This window comes from Streptomyces sp. NPDC040610 (assembly GCF_055594065.1).
Genome location: NZ_JBVIXA010000014.1, coordinates 162851 through 179589, shown reverse-complemented (window position 1 = coordinate 179589; position 16739 = coordinate 162851). Strand labels below are relative to the sequence as shown.

Below are 16739 nucleotides of genomic sequence, written 5' to 3'. Positions count from 1 at the left end.
GACCGGGGCCCGTCGGCGTGCGTGGCCGGGGTCAGGGTGACGCCGGTGGGTACAGGTCCCGCGGCAGTTGTGAGGCCGCCGCCGCGTCCAGGAGCCACAGCGTGCGTGCGCGGCCGTGGGCGCCCGCTGCCGGGGCCTGGACCTCGCCCGCCCCGGACAGGGCGATCGCCGCGGCCTTCGCCTTGTCCTCGCCCGCCGCGAGCAGCCAGACCTCGCGGGCCGAGCGGATCGCCGGGAGGGTCAGCGAGACGCGGGTGGGCGGCGGCTTGGGTGCGCCGTGCACGCCGACCACCATGCGCTCCGTCTCCCGTACCGCGGGCGACTCCGGGAAGAGCGACGCCACATGCGTGTCCGGGCCCACGCCCAGCATCAGGACGTCGAACGCCGGGACCGGGCCGTGGTCTTCGGGGGAGGCGGCCGCCGCGAGCTCCGCCGCGTACGCCTCCGCCGCCGCGTCCGCGCCGTCCCCGTCGGCCCCCTTCGCGTAGGGGCCGTCCGACGCGGGCATCGGGTGCACCCGCGCCGGGTCGAGCGGCACCGAGTCCAGCAGGGCCTCGCGGGCCTGCGTGTAGTTGCGCTCGGGGTCGCCGTCCGGCAGGAACCGCTCGTCGCCCCACCACAGGTCGAGGCGGGACCAGTCCACGGCGTCGCGGGCGGGCGCCGAACTGAGCGCCGCCAGCAGGCCGTTGCCGTTGCGGCCGCCCGTGAGGACCACGGACGCGGAGCCGCGGGCCGCCTGGGCGTCGACGATCTTCGTGATCAGCCGGGCCGCGGCGGCCTGTGCCATCAGCTCCTTGTCGCGGTGCACGACGAGCTGCGGAGCCACCGTCACTTCGAAGCCGCCTTCTTGGCCGGAGCCTTCGCCGAGGCCTTCTTCGCAGCCCCGGCCCCGGAACCGGCACCGGCCCCGGACTCCGCCTTGGCACCGGCGCCGTCCTTGGCACCGTCCCCGGCCGACTCCCCGGCCGCAGCAGCAGCCGCCTCGCCGAGCCGGTCCACGCCGAAGCGCAGCGCCGCCGCGTAGGTGTCGTCCGGGTCCAGGCGCCGCAGCTCCTCCGCGATCAGCTCGGACGTCTCACGGCGCTTGAGCGCGACCGCGCGGTCCGGCTGGCCCTGGATGGAGAGCGTGGCGAGGGAGCCGTCGGCCCGGTCGAGCACGATCGGGCCGCAGTTGGTCTCCATGCGCACGCCGGTCAGGCCGGGGCCCGGCGACACCGTGCGCTTGACCGGCACGGAGAGCCGCTCCGCCAGCCACATCGCGAGGAGTTCGACGCTCGGGTTGAACTCCTCGCCCTCCACCGCGGCCGCGGTGACCTCGCACGAGACCTGGTCCAGGGCCGCGGCCAGCATCGAGCGCCACGGCGTGATGCGGGTCCAGGACAGGTCCGTGTCGCCGGGGTGGTAGGCGTCGGCACGGGCCGTCAGCTCGTGGATGGGCTGCTCGGCGGCGTACGTGTCCGTGACGCGGCGCTGGGCGAGCGCGCCGAGGGGGTCCTGCGCCGGGTCCAGCGGCGCGTTCACCGGCCACCAGGCGACGACAGGGGCGTCGGGGAGCAGCAGCGGCAGGACCACCGACTGGGCGTGGTTGAGCACCTCGCCGTAGAGACGCAGAATGACCGTTTCTCCGGTGCCCGCGTCCGCGCCGACCCGGACCTCGGCGTCCAGGCGCGAGGTCGTACGGTCGCGTGGCGAGCGCGAGACCCGCTTGATGACGACCAGCGTGCGCGAGGGGTGCTCGCGCGAGGCCTCGCTCGCGGCCTTCAGCGCGTCGTAGGCGTTCTCCTCGTCGGTGACGATGACGAGGGTGAGCACCATGCCGACGGCCGGCGTGCCGATCGCGCGGCGGCCCTGCACAAGGGCCTTGTTGATCTTGCTGGCCGTGGTGTCCGTCAGGTCGATCTTCATGGCCGACGCCAGCTCCGTCCGTCTTGTGCGAGCATTTCGTCCGCCTCGACCGGGCCCCAGGTACCGGCCGGGTACTGCGCGGGCTTGCCGTGCCGGTCCCAGTACTCCTCGATCGGGTCGAGGATGTTCCAGGACAGCTCGACCTCCTCCGTGCGCGGGAAGAGGTTGGCGTCGCCCAGCAGCACGTCCAGGATGAGGCGCTCGTACGCCTCCGGGCTGGACTCGGTGAAGGACTCGCCGTAGGCGAAGTCCATCGACACGTCCCGGATCTCCATGGACGTGCCCGGCACCTTCGAGCCGAAGCGGACCGTGATGCCCTCGTCCGGCTGGACGCGGATGACGATCGCGTTCTGCCCGAGCTCCTCGGTCGCCGTGTGGTCGAAGGGGGAGTGCGGCGCGCGCTGGAAGACGACCGCGATCTCCGTGACGCGACGTCCGAGGCGCTTGCCGGTGCGCAGGTAGAACGGGACGCCCGCCCAACGGCGGTTGTCCACCTGGAGCTTGATGGCGGCGTAGGTGTCGGTCTTCGACTTGGGGTCGATGCCGTCTTCCTGGAGATAGCCGACGGCCTTCTCGCCGCCCTGCCAGCCCGCGGAGTACTGCCCGCGCACGGTGTCCTTGCCGAGGTCCTTGGGCAGCTTCACCGCGCCGAGGACCTTCGCCTTCTCCGCGACCAGGGCGTCCGCGTCGAAGGAGGCGGGCTCCTCCATCGCGGTCAGCGCCATCAGCTGGAGCAGGTGGTTCTGGATGACGTCACGGGCGGCGCCGATGCCGTCGTAGTACCCGGCGCGGCCGCCGATGCCGATGTCCTCGGCCATCGTGATCTGGACGTGGTCGACGTACGACCGGTTCCAGATCGGCTCGAACATCTGGTTGGCGAAGCGCAGCGCCAGGATGTTCTGGACGGTCTCCTTGCCGAGGTAGTGGTCGATCCGGAACACCTGGTCCGGGGCGAACACCTCGTGCACGATCGCGTTCAGTTCCTTGGCGGACTTCAGGTCGTGCCCGAAGGGCTTCTCGATGACCGCGCGCCGCCAGGACCCCTCCGGGGCGTCCGCCAGCTCGTGCTTCTTGAGCTGCTGGACGACCTGGGGGAAGAACTTCGGGGGCACGGAGAGGTAGAAGGCGAAGTTGCCGCCCGTGCCCTGCTTCTTGTCCAGGTCCTCGATGGTCGCCTTGAGCTGCTCGAAGGCGTCGTCGTCGTCGAAGTTGCCCTGGACGAAGCGCATGCCCTGGATGAGCTGCTGCCAGACCTCCTCGCGGAAGGGCGTGCGCGCGTGCTGCTTGACCGCGTCGTGCACCTCCTGCGCGAAGTCCTCGTCCTGCCACTCGCGACGGGCGAAACCGATGAGCGAGAAGCCCGGCGGCAGCAGCCCGCGGTTGGCCAGGTCGTACACGGCGGGCATCAGCTTTTTACGGGACAAATCGCCCGTGACGCCAAAAATGACCAGGCCCGACGGCCCCGCGATACGCGGGAGCCGTCGGTCCGCGGCGTCACGCAGCGGATTGCTGCTTGACAAGGTCTTAGCCCTCCGAAGGTGCGAGGCGCTTGAGCTCCGCCTCGGTCGACTTGAGCAGGTCGTTCCAGGACGCCTCGAACTTCTCGACGCCCTCGTCCTCAAGGAGCTGGACGACCTCGTCGTAGGAGATCCCGAGCTTCTCGACGGCCTCGATCTCGGCGCGCGACTGGTCGTACGTCCCGGCGATGGTGTTGCCGGTGATCTGGCCGTGGTCGGCGGTGGCCTGGAGGGTGGCCTCCGGCATGGTGTTCACCGTGCCCGGGGCGACCAGCTCGTCGACGTACAGGGTGTCCTTGTACGCCTTGTCCTTCACGCCCGTCGACGCCCACAGCGGGCGCTGCTTGTTGGCGTGCGCCTTGTCGAGCGCGGCCCAGCGGTCGGACGAGAAGACCTCTTCGTACGCCTCGTACGCCAGGCGGGCGTTGGCCAGACCGGCCTTGCCGCGCGCGGACTTGGCCTCGTCGGTGCCCAGGGCGTCGATGCGCTTGTCGATCTCGGTGTCCACGCGGGACACGAAGAACGACGCCACCGAGTGGATCTTCGCCAGGTCCAGGCCCGCGGCCTTCGCCTTCTCCAGGCCCGCGAGGTAGGCGTCCATGACCTCGCGGTAGCGCTCCAGCGAGAAGATCAGCGTCACGTTCACGCTGATGCCCTTGCCGATGACCTCGGTGATCGCGGGCAGGCCCGCCTTCGTCGCCGGGATCTTGATGAGCGTGTTCGGCCGGTCCACCAGCCACGCCAGCTGCTTGGCCTCGGCGACCGTGGCCTGCGTGTTGTGCGCGAGCCGCGGGTCGACCTCGATCGACACCCGGCCGTCCTGGCCCTCGGTCGCGTCGAACACCGGCCGCAGGATGTCGGCGGCGTCGCGGACGTCCGCCGTCGTGATCATGCGGATCGCCTCGTCGACGGTGACCTTGCGGGCGGCGAGGTCGGCGAGCTGCTGCTCGTAACCGTCGCCCGACGAGATCGCCTTCTGGAAGATCGACGGGTTCGTCGTGACGCCCACGACGTGCTGCTCGTCGAGGAGTTCGGCGAGGTTGCCGGACGTGATCCGCTTGCGCGACAGGTCGTCCAGCCAGATCGCGACGCCTTCGTCGGAGAGGCGCTTGAGTGCGTCTGTCATGGAATTACATCTCCTACTTGGTCGTATATGGGCGTCAGCGCTGAGCGGCCGCGATCGATTCCCGCGCCGCGGCGGCCACGGCTTCGGCAGTGAACCCGAACTCGCGGAAGAGGACCTTGCCGTCCGCCGAAGCCCCGAAGTGCTCCAGCGAAACGATGCGCCCCGCGTCTCCGACGAACCGGTGCCAGGTCAGACCGATGCCCGCCTCGACCGCGACGCGCGCCTTGACCGACGGCGGAAGCACCGAGTCCCGGTACCCCTGGTCCTGCTCCTCGAACCACTCGACCGACGGCATCGAGACCACCCGCGTCGGCACGCCGGTCGCCTGCAGCTGCTCGCGCGCCTCGACGGCCAGGTGCACCTCGGAGCCGGTGCCGATGAGGACGACCTCGGGCTCCGCCTTCTGCCCGTCGGCGCCCTCGGCGTCGAACAGGACGTAACCGCCCTTGACCGCGCCCTCGGTGACCTCGCGGTCGTACGTCGGCACGCCCTGACGGGTCAGCGCCAGACCGTGCGGGGCGCCCTTGCCGAACACCTTGGTGTAGCGCTTGAGGATCTCGCGCCAGGCGACGGCCGTCTCGTTCGCGTCGGCCGGACGGACGACGTTCAGACCCGGGATGGCGCGCAGCGTGGCCAGGTGCTCCACCGGCTGGTGCGTCGGGCCGTCCTCGCCGAGACCGATGGAGTCGTGCGTCCACACGTACGTCACCGGCAGGTGCATCAGCGCGGACAGGCGCACGGCGTTGCGCATGTAGTCGGAGAACACCAGGAAGGTGCCGCCGAAGATACGGGTGTTGCCGTGCAGCGCGATGCCGTTCATCTCCGCGGCCATGGAGTGCTCACGGATGCCGAAGTGGATCGTGCGGCCGTACGGGTTCGCCTCCGGCAGCGGGTTGCCCGCCGGGAGGAACGACGACGTCTTGTCGATCGTGGTGTTGTTCGAGCCCGCGAGGTCGGCGGAGCCGCCCCACAGCTCGGGGATCACTCCGCCGAGCGCCTGCAGGACCTTGCCGGAGGCGGCACGCGTCGCGACGCCCTTGCCCGCCTCGAAGACCGGGAGCTTCTCCTCCCAGCCCGCGGGCAGCTCGCCCGCGGCGATCCGGTCGAACTCCGCGGCGCGCTCGGGCTGCTGCGTGCGCCAGGCCGCGAAGCCCTTCTCCCACGTCGCCTTGGCCTCCTGGCCGCGGTCGAGCGCCTGGCGGGTGTGCGCCAGGACCTCGTCGGCGACCTCGAAGGACTGCTCCGGGTCGAAGCCGAGGACGCGCTTGGTGGCCGCGACCTCCTCGTCGCCGAGCGCCGAGCCGTGCGCGGCCTCGGTGTTCTGCGCGTTCGGGGCGGGCCAGGCGATGATCGAGCGCATCGCGATGAACGACGGCTTGTCGGTGACCGCCTTGGCCTCCTGGATCGCCGCGTACAGCGCGGCCGGGTCCAGGTCGCCGTTCTCCTTCGGCTCCACGCGCTGCACGTGCCAGCCGTAGGCCTCGTACCGCTTCTCGGTGTCCTCGGAGATCGCGGTCTCGGTGTCGCCCTCGATCGAGATGTGGTTGTCGTCCCACAGCAGGATCAGATTGCCGAGCTTCTGGTGCCCGGCCATCGAGGACGCCTCGCCGGAGATGCCCTCCTGGAGGCAGCCGTCACCGGCGATCGCGTAGATGAAGTGGTCGAAGGGAGACTCGCCCGTCGCGGTGTCCGGGTCGAAGAGTCCACGCTCGTACCGCGCGGCCATCGCCATGCCCACGGCGTTGGCGACGCCCTGGCCGAGCGGGCCCGTCGTCGTCTCCACGCCCACCGTGTGGCCGTACTCCGGGTGGCCCGGGGTCTTCGAGCCCCAGGTGCGGAAGGCCTTCAGGTCATCGAGCTCCAGGCCGAAACCGGCCAGGTACAGCTGGATGTAGAGCGTGAGGGACGAGTGGCCCGCGGACAGCACGAAACGGTCGCGCCCGGTCCAGTCGGCGTCCGCCGGATCGTGCCGCATCACCTTCTGGAAAAGGGTGTACGCGGCGGGCGCGAGGCTCATGGCCGTACCCGGATGGCCGTTGCCGACCTTCTGTACGGAATCCATGGCCAGGACGCGGACGGTGTCGACAGCCCGCTGGTCCAGTTCGGTCCACTCGAGGTCTGTGGTGGTCGGCTTGGTGCTCACCCTGAGTCAGGGCTCCTCTCCACATGTCGAATGCCGGCGGCGTATGAATCGCACCGGCCGCTGTCGAGCCTACCGCTGCGAGAACGTGCATTTTTTCGAGTCATTCCAGACTGCCGGGACACGTCCGGATCCGCCTCCCGAAAGGGCTCCGCCGCATTCACCATGTGAATGCGGGACTGCTCATCTGGTCGACTCATCCGCTTGCCGCACCGGCGTCCACACCGGGGCGAACCCGCCCACGAACTCCGCTCGTCTGGCCCCTCAACACGAACCCACCCCCGCGAAGGGCGAGGTATGGGCAACGTCTACAGTGGCGTGGTACGCGCGAGCCTTTACCGGATCTTCATGTCCGAACGTCCGACGCAGGGCTTGCTGGGAGTCTCTGTCAGGGGTGTGCGTGACGGCCGTTGAATCCCGTCCAGCGGGGGTACTCGGGACGAGCCAGAACCCGAGCAACCGGCCGTTCGGGGCCCGAGTCAAGGCATTCGTGGCGCTGACCAAGCCGCGGATCATCGAGCTGCTGCTGATCACCACCGTTCCGGTGATGTTCCTCGCGGAGCAGGGGGTGCCCGACCTGACGCTGGTGTTCGTCACCTGCCTCGGCGGCTACCTGTCCGCGGGCGGCGCCAACGCGTTGAACATGTGGTACGACCGCGACATCGACGCGCTGATGGAGCGCACGTCGCAGCGGCCGCTCGTCACCGGCATGGTCAGTCCCCGCGAGTGCCTGGCCTTCGGCATCACACTCGCCGTCGTCTCGACACTGCTCTTCGGGCTCGCCGTCAACTGGCTGTCCGCCTGGCTGTCGCTCGGGGCGCTGCTCTTCTACGTGGTCGTCTACACGATGATCCTCAAGCGCCGCACCTCCCAGAACATCGTCTGGGGCGGCATCGCGGGCTGCCTGCCCGTCCTCATCGGCTGGTCGTCCGTCACCAACTCGATGTCGTGGGCGCCGATCGTCCTCTTCCTCGTCATGTTCTTCTGGACGCCGCCGCACTACTGGCCGCTGTCCATGCGGGTCAAGGAGGACTACGCGCGCGTGGGCGTCCCCATGCTCCCGGTGATCGCCTCCAACAAGGTCGTCGCGCGCCAGATCGTCGTCTACAGCTGGGTCATGGTCGCCGTCTCCCTGCTGCTCCAGCCGCTCGGCTACACCGGCTGGTTCTACACCGCGGTCGCCCTCGCCACCGGCGGCTGGTGGCTGTGGGAGGCCCACGGGCTGCAGAACCGCGCGAAGGCCGAGGCCACCGGCGGCAAGCTCAAGGAGATGCGTCTCTTCCACTGGTCCATCACCTACGTCTCGCTGCTGTTCGTGGCGGTCGCGGTGGACCCCTTCCTGCGGTAGTCCGCGGCGGTTTCTCCGGTACGAGGGTGTGGCCCCCGTCGTCCTCAGGGCGGCGGGGGCCACACCTTTGTCGGCCCTCCTGGAGATATCAGCCCTCCCGGAGATGTCAGCCCTCCCGGAGATACAGGTAGCCGTCCCCGTCCAGCGCGGCCGCCCGGCCGGTGCGGAACCAGCCGTCCCGCAGCACCGCGTCCGTCGCCCGCTTGTCGCCGAAGTAGCCGCCGAACAGCAGCGGCCCCCGTACGTACAGCTCGCCGCCCGCCACCCGCACCTCGCTGCCGGGAGCGGGCAGCCCGCAGCTCCCGGGCCTGCCCCGGCCGTCGGCGTGCTCCAGGACGGCGAGGTCACCCGTCTCGGGGGAACCGAGGACGGCGCGGGCGCGGGCCACCGGGGTCGCGGTGCGCACGGCCTCCAGGAGGCACGGCTCCACGGCGGCCGGCCGCTCCGACTCCACATCGGCGTACCGCAGGCGGGCCAGGTGGTGGGGCGCCGTGTCCAGGACGCCCTCCCACGTGGAGGGCGCGCAGACCAGGCCTTCGGCGCGGTGCGCCCGGACGGCCGCGCAGATCGCCGCCGGTTCCGGGACGCCGTCGCCCGCGGGCAGGACGACGGTGCCGCGCGCCTGCCACTGCCGCAGCACGGCGGCCCAGGCGGCCCAGCGGTCCAGGGGGAAGCCGCAGACCAGGGCGCCGCGCGGTGGCGGACGACAGCCGGGGTGGGAGCGCAGCGTGCTCACACGGTGCGAGAGGACGACGCCGTGGGGGTGGTCGGGACCAGGGGGCATGGTGGATCCGGGGGCCCCGGGGGAATCGGGGGGCCCGGTGCCGGGTGACCCGGCGGTTCCGGTGGACGCGGTGGACGCGGTGGACCCTGTGGTCCCGATGGGCTCGGTGAAGAGGATCACCTGCGCGTCGGACTCCTCCGGCCCCGCCCCGAGCGGCCCCTCGGCCCCGTCCTCCGGTGCCCCGCCCTCCCGTACGTCCGCGAGTACGACATGACGCACCCCCGACCCCGCGGCCAGCCGTGCCCCCGACCCCGCCCGCGCCGCGTCCGTCACGAGCAGGCGCGGCCGGGCCGCCCGCACGATCCGCGCGACCCGCACGGCCCAGGTGTCACCGGCGCCCGCGGCGACCGGCACGAACACCGCCCCGGCCCGCGCGGCCCCGGCGAAGGCGGCGAGGGTCTCCGGCGAGGCCCCGGCCGGGCAGACCACGCGGTCGCCGCGCCGTACGCCGTGCGCGGCCAGGTACCGGGCGGTCCGGTCGGCCGCCGCGTCCAGCTCCGCGAAGGTGAGCGCGCGGTCGCCGGTCAGCGCGGCCACGCGGTGCGGGACGGAGCGGGCGGCGGACCGGAAGACCTCACCGATCAGCAGTCCGGTCATGGCCCCTGGTCCTACCACGGGGCGGCACCGGGCGGAACGGGCGCGCACGCCCCCGGCGCGAGGGTGGCCGAGACCACGCCACCCAGGCGTCGCCGAATGATCTACCCGTCGGTAGCATCCTGTGCCATGGCAGACACGGAGCAGGAGACGGAGCAGGGCACCCCGGACCCGGGCAGCGGCGACGGCGCCGGCGTGGCGGCGAAGGCCGCCAAGGAGGCCGCCCGTGCCGAGCGCAGGGCCGCCAAGCTGGCCAAGGAGATCGGCGCGTTCGCGCGGGCGCACGGGGGCGCGGAGGGTCAGGTCGCGTACATCGGCGAGCGGGGCGCGCGCATCGTCCTCGTCGGCGCGGACGGCGGCTGGGGCGACCTCGTCGCGCCGAGCCACGCCATCGCGACGAGAGCCGTGGAGAAGGCCGGGATCACCGTCCACGAGGACTTCGACGGCGACTTCGCGGCCAAGGTGACGACCGGGCCGTACGAGTGGAAGCGCATGGCGGGCATCCAGATCGGCGGCCCGACGGGCGGCTGACGACACGCGCGGGGCGGGCACGGAGTGACACGGTGAGCAACACCTGACACCGGGGTCACCCGTTAGGACCGTAGGAACACGGTCCACGTCTGGGAGCCAGGATGATCGAAACCCCGTCCCTGGTGGACCAGCACTGCCACGGCGTCCTGCGCACGGAGCTGGGGCTCGGCACCTTCGAGGCCCACCTCGGCCGGGGCGAGGGCCCGCCCGCCCCCGGCACCACCTTCTTCGACACCCAGACCGGCTTCGCCGTGCGCCGCTGGTGTCCGCCGCTGCTCGGCCTCGAACCGCACTGCCCGCCCGCCCGCTATCTGGCGCGCCGCCGTGAACTCGGCGTCCTGGAGGCCGGGCGGCGGCTGCTGCGCGGCAGCGGGATCACCACGTACCTCGTCGACACCGGCCTGCCCGGCGACCTGACCGGGCCGGGCGAACTCGCGTCGACCGGCGCCGCCGAGGCCCACGAGATCGTCCGCCTGGAATTACTGGCCGAGCAGGTCGCCGACACCTCGGGGACCGTCGACTCCTTCCTCGCCAACCTCGCCGAGTCCGTGCACGGCGCCGCGCACGGAGCCGTCGCGTTCACCTCCGTCGCCGGGGTGCGCGCGGGCGAGGCCCTCGCCTGCGCGCCGCCGGGTCCCGGCGAGGTGCGCGGCGCTGCCGGACGCTGGCTGGCCGGGCGGCAGGTGGGCGGCGAACTCGCCGACCCGGTGCTCCTTCGGCACCTGCTGTGGATCGCGGTCGCCTCCGGCCTGCCCCTGCAACTGCACACCGGCGCCGCCGACCCGCAGTGCTCCTTCGGCGACTTCGCCCGCGCCACCGCGGGGCTCGGCACCGACCTGGTGCTCCTGCACGGCTATCCGCACCACCGCGCGGCGGCCCACCTCGCGGGTGTCTTCCCGCATGTGTACGCCGACCTGGGCTCCGCGCTCGTCCGGACCGGGGCGCGCGCGACCGCCGTACTCGCCGAGATCCTGGAGCTCGCGCCCTTCGGCAAGCTGCTGTTCTCCAGCGGCGCGCAGGGGTTGCCCGAGCTGCACGTGGTGGGGGCCCAGCTGTTCCGTGAGGCGCTGGGGCGGGTGCTCGGGACGTGGGTCGCGGAGGGCGCGTGGTCGCTGACGGACGCGCAGCGGGTGGCGGGACTGATCGCGGCGGGGAACGCGCGGCGGGTCTACGGGCTGGTGGACGGCTGACGCCCCACGGCAGCCCTGGTCGACCCGGCGAAAGCCGCGATCAGACCGACGACAGCTGGGAGTCGTCCACCTGCGTCGGTACGTCCGCCTTGGGCCACGGCCGCTCCCGCAGGGACAGCAGCACCCGCAGCGTCGCGATCCACACCAGGCACGAGCCGAGCATGTGCGCGGCCACCAGGGCCTCGGGCAGGTCGGTGAAGTACTGGACGTACCCGATCGCACCCTGGGCCAGCAGGATCAGGAACAGGTCCCGGGTGCGCGCCAGCGGTCCCGGCGGGGCGTCCACCGCCTTCAGGACGAACCACAGCGCGAACGTCAGCGTCACCACGATCCACGCCAGGACGGCGTGCAGCTTCGTGACGCCCTCCCAGTCCAGGCCCACGGCGCCGACGTTCATGCGGGGCACGTCGCTGGAGTCGCCCGCGTGCGGACCCGCGCCGGTCACGACCGTGCCGACGGCGATGAGCAGCACGGTGACGCCGGTGAGGACCCACACCAACTGGGCGACGGCCCTGCCGACGAGCGGACGCGGCTCGCAGTCGCCCTCGCGGGTGCGCTGCCAGGTCGACGTGGCGACCGCGATCAGGGCGGTGGAGAGCAGGAAGTGCGCCGCGACGGTGTACGGGTTGAGGCCGACGAGCACGACGATGCCGCCGAGCACCGCGTTGCCCATGACGAGCCAGAACTGGGCCCAGCCGTACCGGGTCAGGCTCCGTCGCCACGGCTTCTGCGCGCGCATGGTGATGATGGCCCAGCCGACGGCGGCACAGAGCACGTACGTCAGCATGCGGTTGCCGAACTCGACGACCCCGTGGAAGCCCATCTCGCTGGTCGCGGTGAGGGACTCGTCGGTGCACTTGGGCCAGGTCGGGCAGCCGAGGCCGGAGCCCGTCAGGCGGACGGCGCCGCCGGTGACCACGATGACGCACGTCATCACGAGCGAGATCAGCGCCGCCTGCTGCACGGTCCGCTGCGTCGGGGTCCAGCGCTCGGCGATGAAGGCGAGCGGATTGCGCACGAATTGAGCGGCGTCGGCTCGGGTCACGTTTGGCACGGGCCCCATCGTAGAAGGCCGCTTGTGCACGCCTTCACGAGGGGGACGTATCCGCTCCATTTGTGGCGTGGGTTACGCCAGAGGCTGACGCCGGCTGCCTACTCCCAGCGGAAGAACCGTGCCGCCGCGCCGAGTCCGAGCACCGACCACACCGCCAGGATCCCGAGGTCCGCCCACGGCATCGCCGCCCCGTCCTGGAGCACGTCCCGAAGACCGTCCGAGAGCGCCGAGATCGGCAGCAGGCCGAGCGCCGACTCGACGGCGCCGGGGAACTTGTCGAGCGGCACGATGACGCCGCCGCCGACGAGCAGGAGCAGGAAGACCAGGTTGGCGGCGGCGAGCGTCGCCTCCGCCTTGAGCGTTCCGGCCATGAGCAGGCCGAGCCCGGAGAAGGCGGCCGTGCCGAGGACCAGGAGCAGCAGCACCGCGAACGGGTTGCCGTGCGGCGACCAGCCGAGCGCGAAGGCGATCGCCGTGAGCAGCGCGATCTGGAGGACCTCGGTGACCAGGACCGACAGGGTCTTGGCCGTCATCAGGCCCCAGCGCGGCAGCGGCGAGGCGGCCAGGCGCTTGAGCACGCCGTAGCGCCGCTCGAAGCCCGTGGCGATGGCCTGCCCGGTGAAGGCCGTCGACATCACCGCGAGGGCGAGGACGCCGGGGGTCAGGAAGTCGACCGCCTTGCCCTCGCCGGTGTCGACGATGTCGACCGCGCTGAACAGGACGAGCAGGAGCGTCGGGATGACGATGGTGAGCAGCAGCTGTTCGCCGTTGCGCAGCAGCATCTTCGTCTCGAGCGCGGCCTGCGCGGCGATCATGCGGGGGAGCGGGGCGGCGCCCGGCTTCGGCGCGTACGTACCGGGCGTGCCCGTGGTGCCGGTGGTGCTGGTCACGACCGCAACTCCTTGCCGGTGAGCTCCAGGCTGTGCCTTCCCGGGGGACGCCCCCCGGACCCCCGGCCGAAAGACGAGTGGGCCTGCGTCATGAGCGCAACTCCTTGCCGGTGAGCTCCAAGAACACGTCTTCGAGGGTGTGGCGTTCGACCGAGATCCGGTCCGGCATGACGCCGTGCTGGGCGCACCAGGAGGTGACGGTGGCGAGCAGCTGGGGGTCGACCGTGCCGCTGACGCGGTAGGCGCCGGGGGTGAGTTCGGCGGCGGCGGAGTCCGGGGGCAGTGCCTTGAGGAGGGAGCCGACGTCGAGTCCGGGGCGGCCGGTGAAGCGCAGGGTGTTCTCGGCGCCGCCCCGGCACAGCTCGTCGGGGCTGCCCTGGGCGATGACCTTGCCCGCGTCGATGATGGCGACGTCGTCGGCGAGTTCCTCGGCCTCGTCCATGTGGTGGGTGGTGAGGATCACCGACACGCCGTCGGAGCGCAGGTCGCGCACCAGGCTCCAGGTGGCCCGGCGCGCCTGGGGGTCGAGGCCCGCGGTCGGCTCGTCGAGGAAGACGAGCTCGGGCCGTCCGACCACGGCCATGGCGAGCGCGAGGCGCTGCTGCTGGCCGCCGGAGAGACGGCGGTAGGTGGTGCGGCCGCAGGAGTCGAGGCCGAGGCGTTCGATGAGGGCGGCCACGTCGAGGGGGTGCGCGTGCAGTTTCGCGACGTGGTGCAGCATCTCGTCGGCGCGGGCGCCGGAGTAGACGCCGCCGGACTGGAGCATCACGCCGATGCGGGGCCGCAGCGCGGCGGCCTCGCGGACCGGGTCGAGCCCGAGGACGCGGACCTCGCCGGCGTCCGGCCTGCGGTAGCCCTCGCAGGTCTCGATGGTGGTGGTCTTGCCGGCCCCGTTCGGGCCGAGGACGGCGGTGACGGCGCCCGCGCGGACGTCGAGGTCGAGGCCGTCCACCGCGGTCTTCTTTCCGTACCGCTTGACCAGACCCACGGCCTGGACGACGGACTCAGTTCCCATGCCGGGAAGTCTAGAGAGGGCCACGGCGTGCGCGGCCAGGGGGGCCGCGGGGGGTCAGAACAGGCCAAGAGGGGACTTCGCCCTGGTCGGACCGGGCCCTGGGGCTGTCGGAAGGGGACTTGTTCGGTCGGATCCGGGCGCGGCCGAGGCGGGGCCGGGCCTCGTCGGTTCTCGTGCTCGTCGTGGCTCACTCCGGGTGTGCGCGGTTCGGTCCGGGATCGCGTCGCGGGTGGACAAAGGGCCGGTGGGAGGGGGTGCGGGTGGGTCCGGGGGGCTTCCCGGAGGGTTGGGAACGGGCCGTCGATTTGATCGATCAATGATCGTTTCCGCAGGTCAGCTTAGGTATACCTAAGTGACGTAGCGCACCGAACAGTGATCCGGGCGCGGGTTGTCAGGCTCTGAGGAATTACGCAACAATGGCGTTGTGAAAAACGTTGGCGAGGCTCGGGAGACCCCCACGGGGGCCCCTCAGGAAGAGCTCGCGACCGGGGAGCGGTCGACCCGCAACCGAGTCGCGCGCTCCATCCTGGACCACGGCCCGTCCACCGTGGCCGACCTCGCGGGCCGCCTCGGCCTGACCCAGGCCGCCGTCCGCCGCCACCTCGACTCCCTCGTCCAGGAGAACGTGGTCGAGGGCCGCGAGAAGCGGGTCTACGGCGCCCGGACCCGAGGCCGCCCGGCCAAGGTCTTCGCCCTGACCGACTGCGGCCGCGACGCCTTCGACCAGTCCTACGACAAGCTGGCCGCCGACGCCCTGCGCTGGATCTCCGAGACGCACGGCGAGACGGCCGTCGTGGAATTCGCCCGCGCCCGCATCGCCGAGCAGGCCAAGGTCTACCGCGCGGCGATGGACGCGGCACCCCCCGACCGCAGGACCGACGCGCTGGCGAAGGCATTGACCGCCGACGGGTACGCTGCTACGGCGCGCAGCGCGCCGGTGGGGGAGCAGCTCTGCCAGCACCACTGCCCGGTCGCCCATGTCGCCGAGCAGTACCCGCAGCTGTGCGAGGCGGAGACGGAGATCTTCTCCGCGCTGCTCGGGACCCACGTCCAGCGCCTGGCCACCATCGCCCATGGGGACGGCGTCTGCACGACGTACATCCCGGGCGCGGCCCCGCACAGCACACAAGCCACCGAAGAAGCATCCACAAGCACGGCCGGGAGGAACCCCGCATGACTCTCCCCACGGAGACCGCCCACCCTGAGCTGGAGGGCCTGGGCAATTACGAGTACGGCTGGGCCGACTCCGACGCGGCCGGTGCCGCCGCCAAGCGCGGCCTGAGCGAGGACGTCGTCCGGGACATCTCGGCGAAGAAGTCCGAGCCGGAGTGGATGACCAAGCTGCGCCTGAAGGGCCTTCGGCTCTTCGACAAGAAGCCCATGCCGAACTGGGGCTCGGACCTCTCCGGCATCGACTTCGACAACATCAAGTACTTCGTGCGCTCCACGGAGAAGCAGGCGGAGTCCTGGGAGGACCTGCCCGAGGACATCAAGAACACGTACGACAAGCTCGGCATCCCCGAGGCGGAGAAGCAGCGCCTCGTCGCCGGTGTCGCCGCGCAGTACGAGTCCGAGGTCGTCTACCACCAGATCCGTGAGGACCTGGAGGAGCAGGGCGTCATCTTCCTGGACACCGACACGGCCCTGAAGGAGCACCCGGAGCTCTTCAAGGAGTACTTCGGCACGGTCATCCCCGTCGGTGACAACAAGTTCGCGTCCCTGAACACCGCCGTCTGGTCCGGCGGATCGTTCATCTACGTCCCCAAGGGCGTGCACGTCGAGATCCCGCTCCAGGCCTACTTCCGCATCAACACGGAGAACATGGGCCAGTTCGAGCGGACGCTGATCATCGTCGACGAGGACGCCTACGTCCACTACGTCGAGGGCTGCACGGCGCCGATCTACAAGTCGGACTCCCTGCACTCCGCGGTCGTGGAGATCATCGTCAAGAAGGGCGCCCGCTGCCGTTACACGACCATCCAGAACTGGTCGAACAACGTCTACAACCTGGTCACCAAGCGCGCCGTGGCGTACGAGGGCGCGACCATGGAGTGGATCGACGGCAACATCGGCTCCAAGGTGACGATGAAGTACCCCGCCGTCTACCTGATGGGCGAGCACGCCAAGGGCGAGACCCTGTCCATCGCCTTCGCGGGCGAGGGCCAGCACCAGGACGCCGGCTCCAAGATGGTCCACATGGCGCCCAACACGTCCTCCAACATCGTGTCGAAGTCCGTGGCGCGCGGCGGTGGCCGCACGTCCTACCGCGGCCTGGTCGAGATCGGCGAGGGCGCGGCCGGATCGAAGTCCAACGTGCTGTGCGACGCGCTGCTCGTGGACACCATCTCCCGCTCCGACACGTATCCCTACGTGGACGTCCGTGAGGACGACGTGTCCATGGGCCACGAGGCGACCGTCTCCAAGGTCTCCGAGGACCAGCTCTTCTACCTGATGAGCCGCGGCCTCACCGAGTTCGAGGCGATGGCGATGATCGTGCGCGGCTTCGTCGAGCCCATCGCGAAGGAGCTGCCCATGGAGTACGCCCTTGAGCTGAACCGGCTGATCGAGCTGCAGATGGAAGGCGCGGTCGGTTAAGACCCGCCCCCTTGAGCAGTCGCCAGATTTCTTGACGTACGTAGGAAGAG

The 16739-nt window shown here is 71.2% G+C and carries 14 protein-coding genes; 5 read left to right on the top strand and 9 right to left on the bottom strand.

Annotated features, from left to right (window positions below):
• Positions 1-31: 31 nt before the first annotated feature.
• Genes pgl through tkt form a run of 5 tightly spaced genes read right to left on the bottom strand, consistent with a single transcriptional unit; the run spans position 32 to position 6691 of the window.
• On the bottom strand, positions 32-832 hold the full coding sequence (gene pgl / locus ACZ6AA_RS34605; protein WP_468448717.1) for a 6-phosphogluconolactonase: 801 nt from the start codon (positions 830-832) through the stop codon (positions 32-34).
• A complete protein-coding gene (gene opcA / locus ACZ6AA_RS34600; protein ID WP_468483030.1) occupies positions 829-1905 on the bottom strand; it encodes a glucose-6-phosphate dehydrogenase assembly protein OpcA in 1077 nt (358 codons plus the stop codon). Before opcA ends, pgl begins: the two co-directional genes overlap by 4 nt.
• Positions 1902-3425: a glucose-6-phosphate dehydrogenase gene (zwf, locus tag ACZ6AA_RS34595; RefSeq protein ID WP_380851358.1), complete on the bottom strand. Its 1524-nt coding sequence runs from the start codon at positions 3423-3425 to the stop codon at positions 1902-1904. The genes opcA and zwf overlap by 4 nt, the downstream gene beginning before the upstream one ends.
• 4 nt (positions 3426-3429) lie before the next feature.
• Positions 3430-4548, bottom strand: a complete 1119-nt coding sequence (tal, locus tag ACZ6AA_RS34590; RefSeq protein WP_468448713.1) for a transaldolase — start codon at positions 4546-4548, stop codon at positions 3430-3432.
• 34 nt (positions 4549-4582) lie between these two features.
• Positions 4583-6691, bottom strand: a complete 2109-nt coding sequence (tkt, locus tag ACZ6AA_RS34585) for a transketolase (protein WP_471462399.1) — start codon at positions 6689-6691, stop codon at positions 4583-4585.
• A 391-nt stretch (positions 6692-7082) separates the two neighbouring features.
• On the opposite strand from tkt, the gene ACZ6AA_RS34580 reads away from it, so the two are divergent.
• Positions 7083-8036, top strand: coding sequence for a heme o synthase (locus ACZ6AA_RS34580; protein ID WP_468448709.1), 954 nt, complete (start codon positions 7083-7085; stop codon positions 8034-8036).
• A gap of 106 nt (positions 8037-8142) precedes the next feature.
• On the opposite strand, the gene ACZ6AA_RS34575 is transcribed toward ACZ6AA_RS34580, so the two are convergent.
• Positions 8143-9417 carry an AMP-binding protein gene (locus ACZ6AA_RS34575; RefSeq protein WP_471462397.1) on the bottom strand — a complete coding sequence of 425 codons (1275 nt, stop codon included), beginning with the start codon at positions 9415-9417 and terminating at the stop codon, positions 8143-8145.
• Between the two features lie 126 nt (positions 9418-9543).
• Between ACZ6AA_RS34575 and ACZ6AA_RS34570 the strand changes: the two genes are divergently transcribed.
• Both ACZ6AA_RS34570 and ACZ6AA_RS34565 read left to right on the top strand, forming a co-directional pair.
• Positions 9544-9945 carry a hypothetical protein gene (locus ACZ6AA_RS34570; protein WP_471462395.1) on the top strand — a complete coding sequence of 134 codons (402 nt, stop codon included), beginning with the start codon at positions 9544-9546 and terminating at the stop codon, positions 9943-9945.
• Positions 9946-10046: 101 nt separating this feature from the next.
• Positions 10047-11135, top strand: coding sequence for an amidohydrolase family protein (locus ACZ6AA_RS34565; protein ID WP_468448703.1), 1089 nt, complete (start codon positions 10047-10049; stop codon positions 11133-11135).
• A gap of 40 nt (positions 11136-11175) precedes the next feature.
• Here the strand turns inward: ACZ6AA_RS34565 and ACZ6AA_RS34560 are convergent, their stop codons facing one another.
• The 3 genes from ACZ6AA_RS34560 to ACZ6AA_RS34550 form a co-directional block, all read right to left on the bottom strand.
• Positions 11176-12198 carry a COX15/CtaA family protein gene (locus ACZ6AA_RS34560; protein WP_468448701.1) on the bottom strand — a complete coding sequence of 341 codons (1023 nt, stop codon included), beginning with the start codon at positions 12196-12198 and terminating at the stop codon, positions 11176-11178.
• An 89-nt stretch (positions 12199-12287) separates the two neighbouring features.
• Entirely contained in the window at positions 12288-13004 is a 717-nt protein-coding gene (locus ACZ6AA_RS34555) for an ABC transporter permease (RefSeq protein ID WP_471462426.1), read from the bottom strand.
• 163 nt (positions 13005-13167) lie between these two features.
• Positions 13168-14094 (bottom strand): ABC transporter ATP-binding protein, encoded by a 927-nt coding sequence (locus tag ACZ6AA_RS34550; RefSeq protein ID WP_468448699.1) that lies wholly within the window; start codon positions 14092-14094, stop codon positions 13168-13170.
• Positions 14095-14518: 424 nt separating this feature from the next.
• Here ACZ6AA_RS34550 and ACZ6AA_RS34545 point away from each other — a divergent pair, with 424 nt between their 5' ends.
• Together ACZ6AA_RS34545 and sufB are read left to right on the top strand one after the other, a co-directional pair.
• Positions 14519-15271 carry a helix-turn-helix transcriptional regulator gene (locus ACZ6AA_RS34545; RefSeq protein WP_468448697.1) on the top strand — a complete coding sequence of 251 codons (753 nt, stop codon included), beginning with the start codon at positions 14519-14521 and terminating at the stop codon, positions 15269-15271.
• Positions 15268-16689, top strand: coding sequence for a Fe-S cluster assembly protein SufB (gene sufB, locus ACZ6AA_RS34540; protein WP_289952409.1), 1422 nt, complete (start codon positions 15268-15270; stop codon positions 16687-16689). The genes ACZ6AA_RS34545 and sufB overlap by 4 nt, the downstream gene beginning before the upstream one ends.
• The last annotated feature ends 50 nt before the right edge of the window (positions 16690-16739 follow it).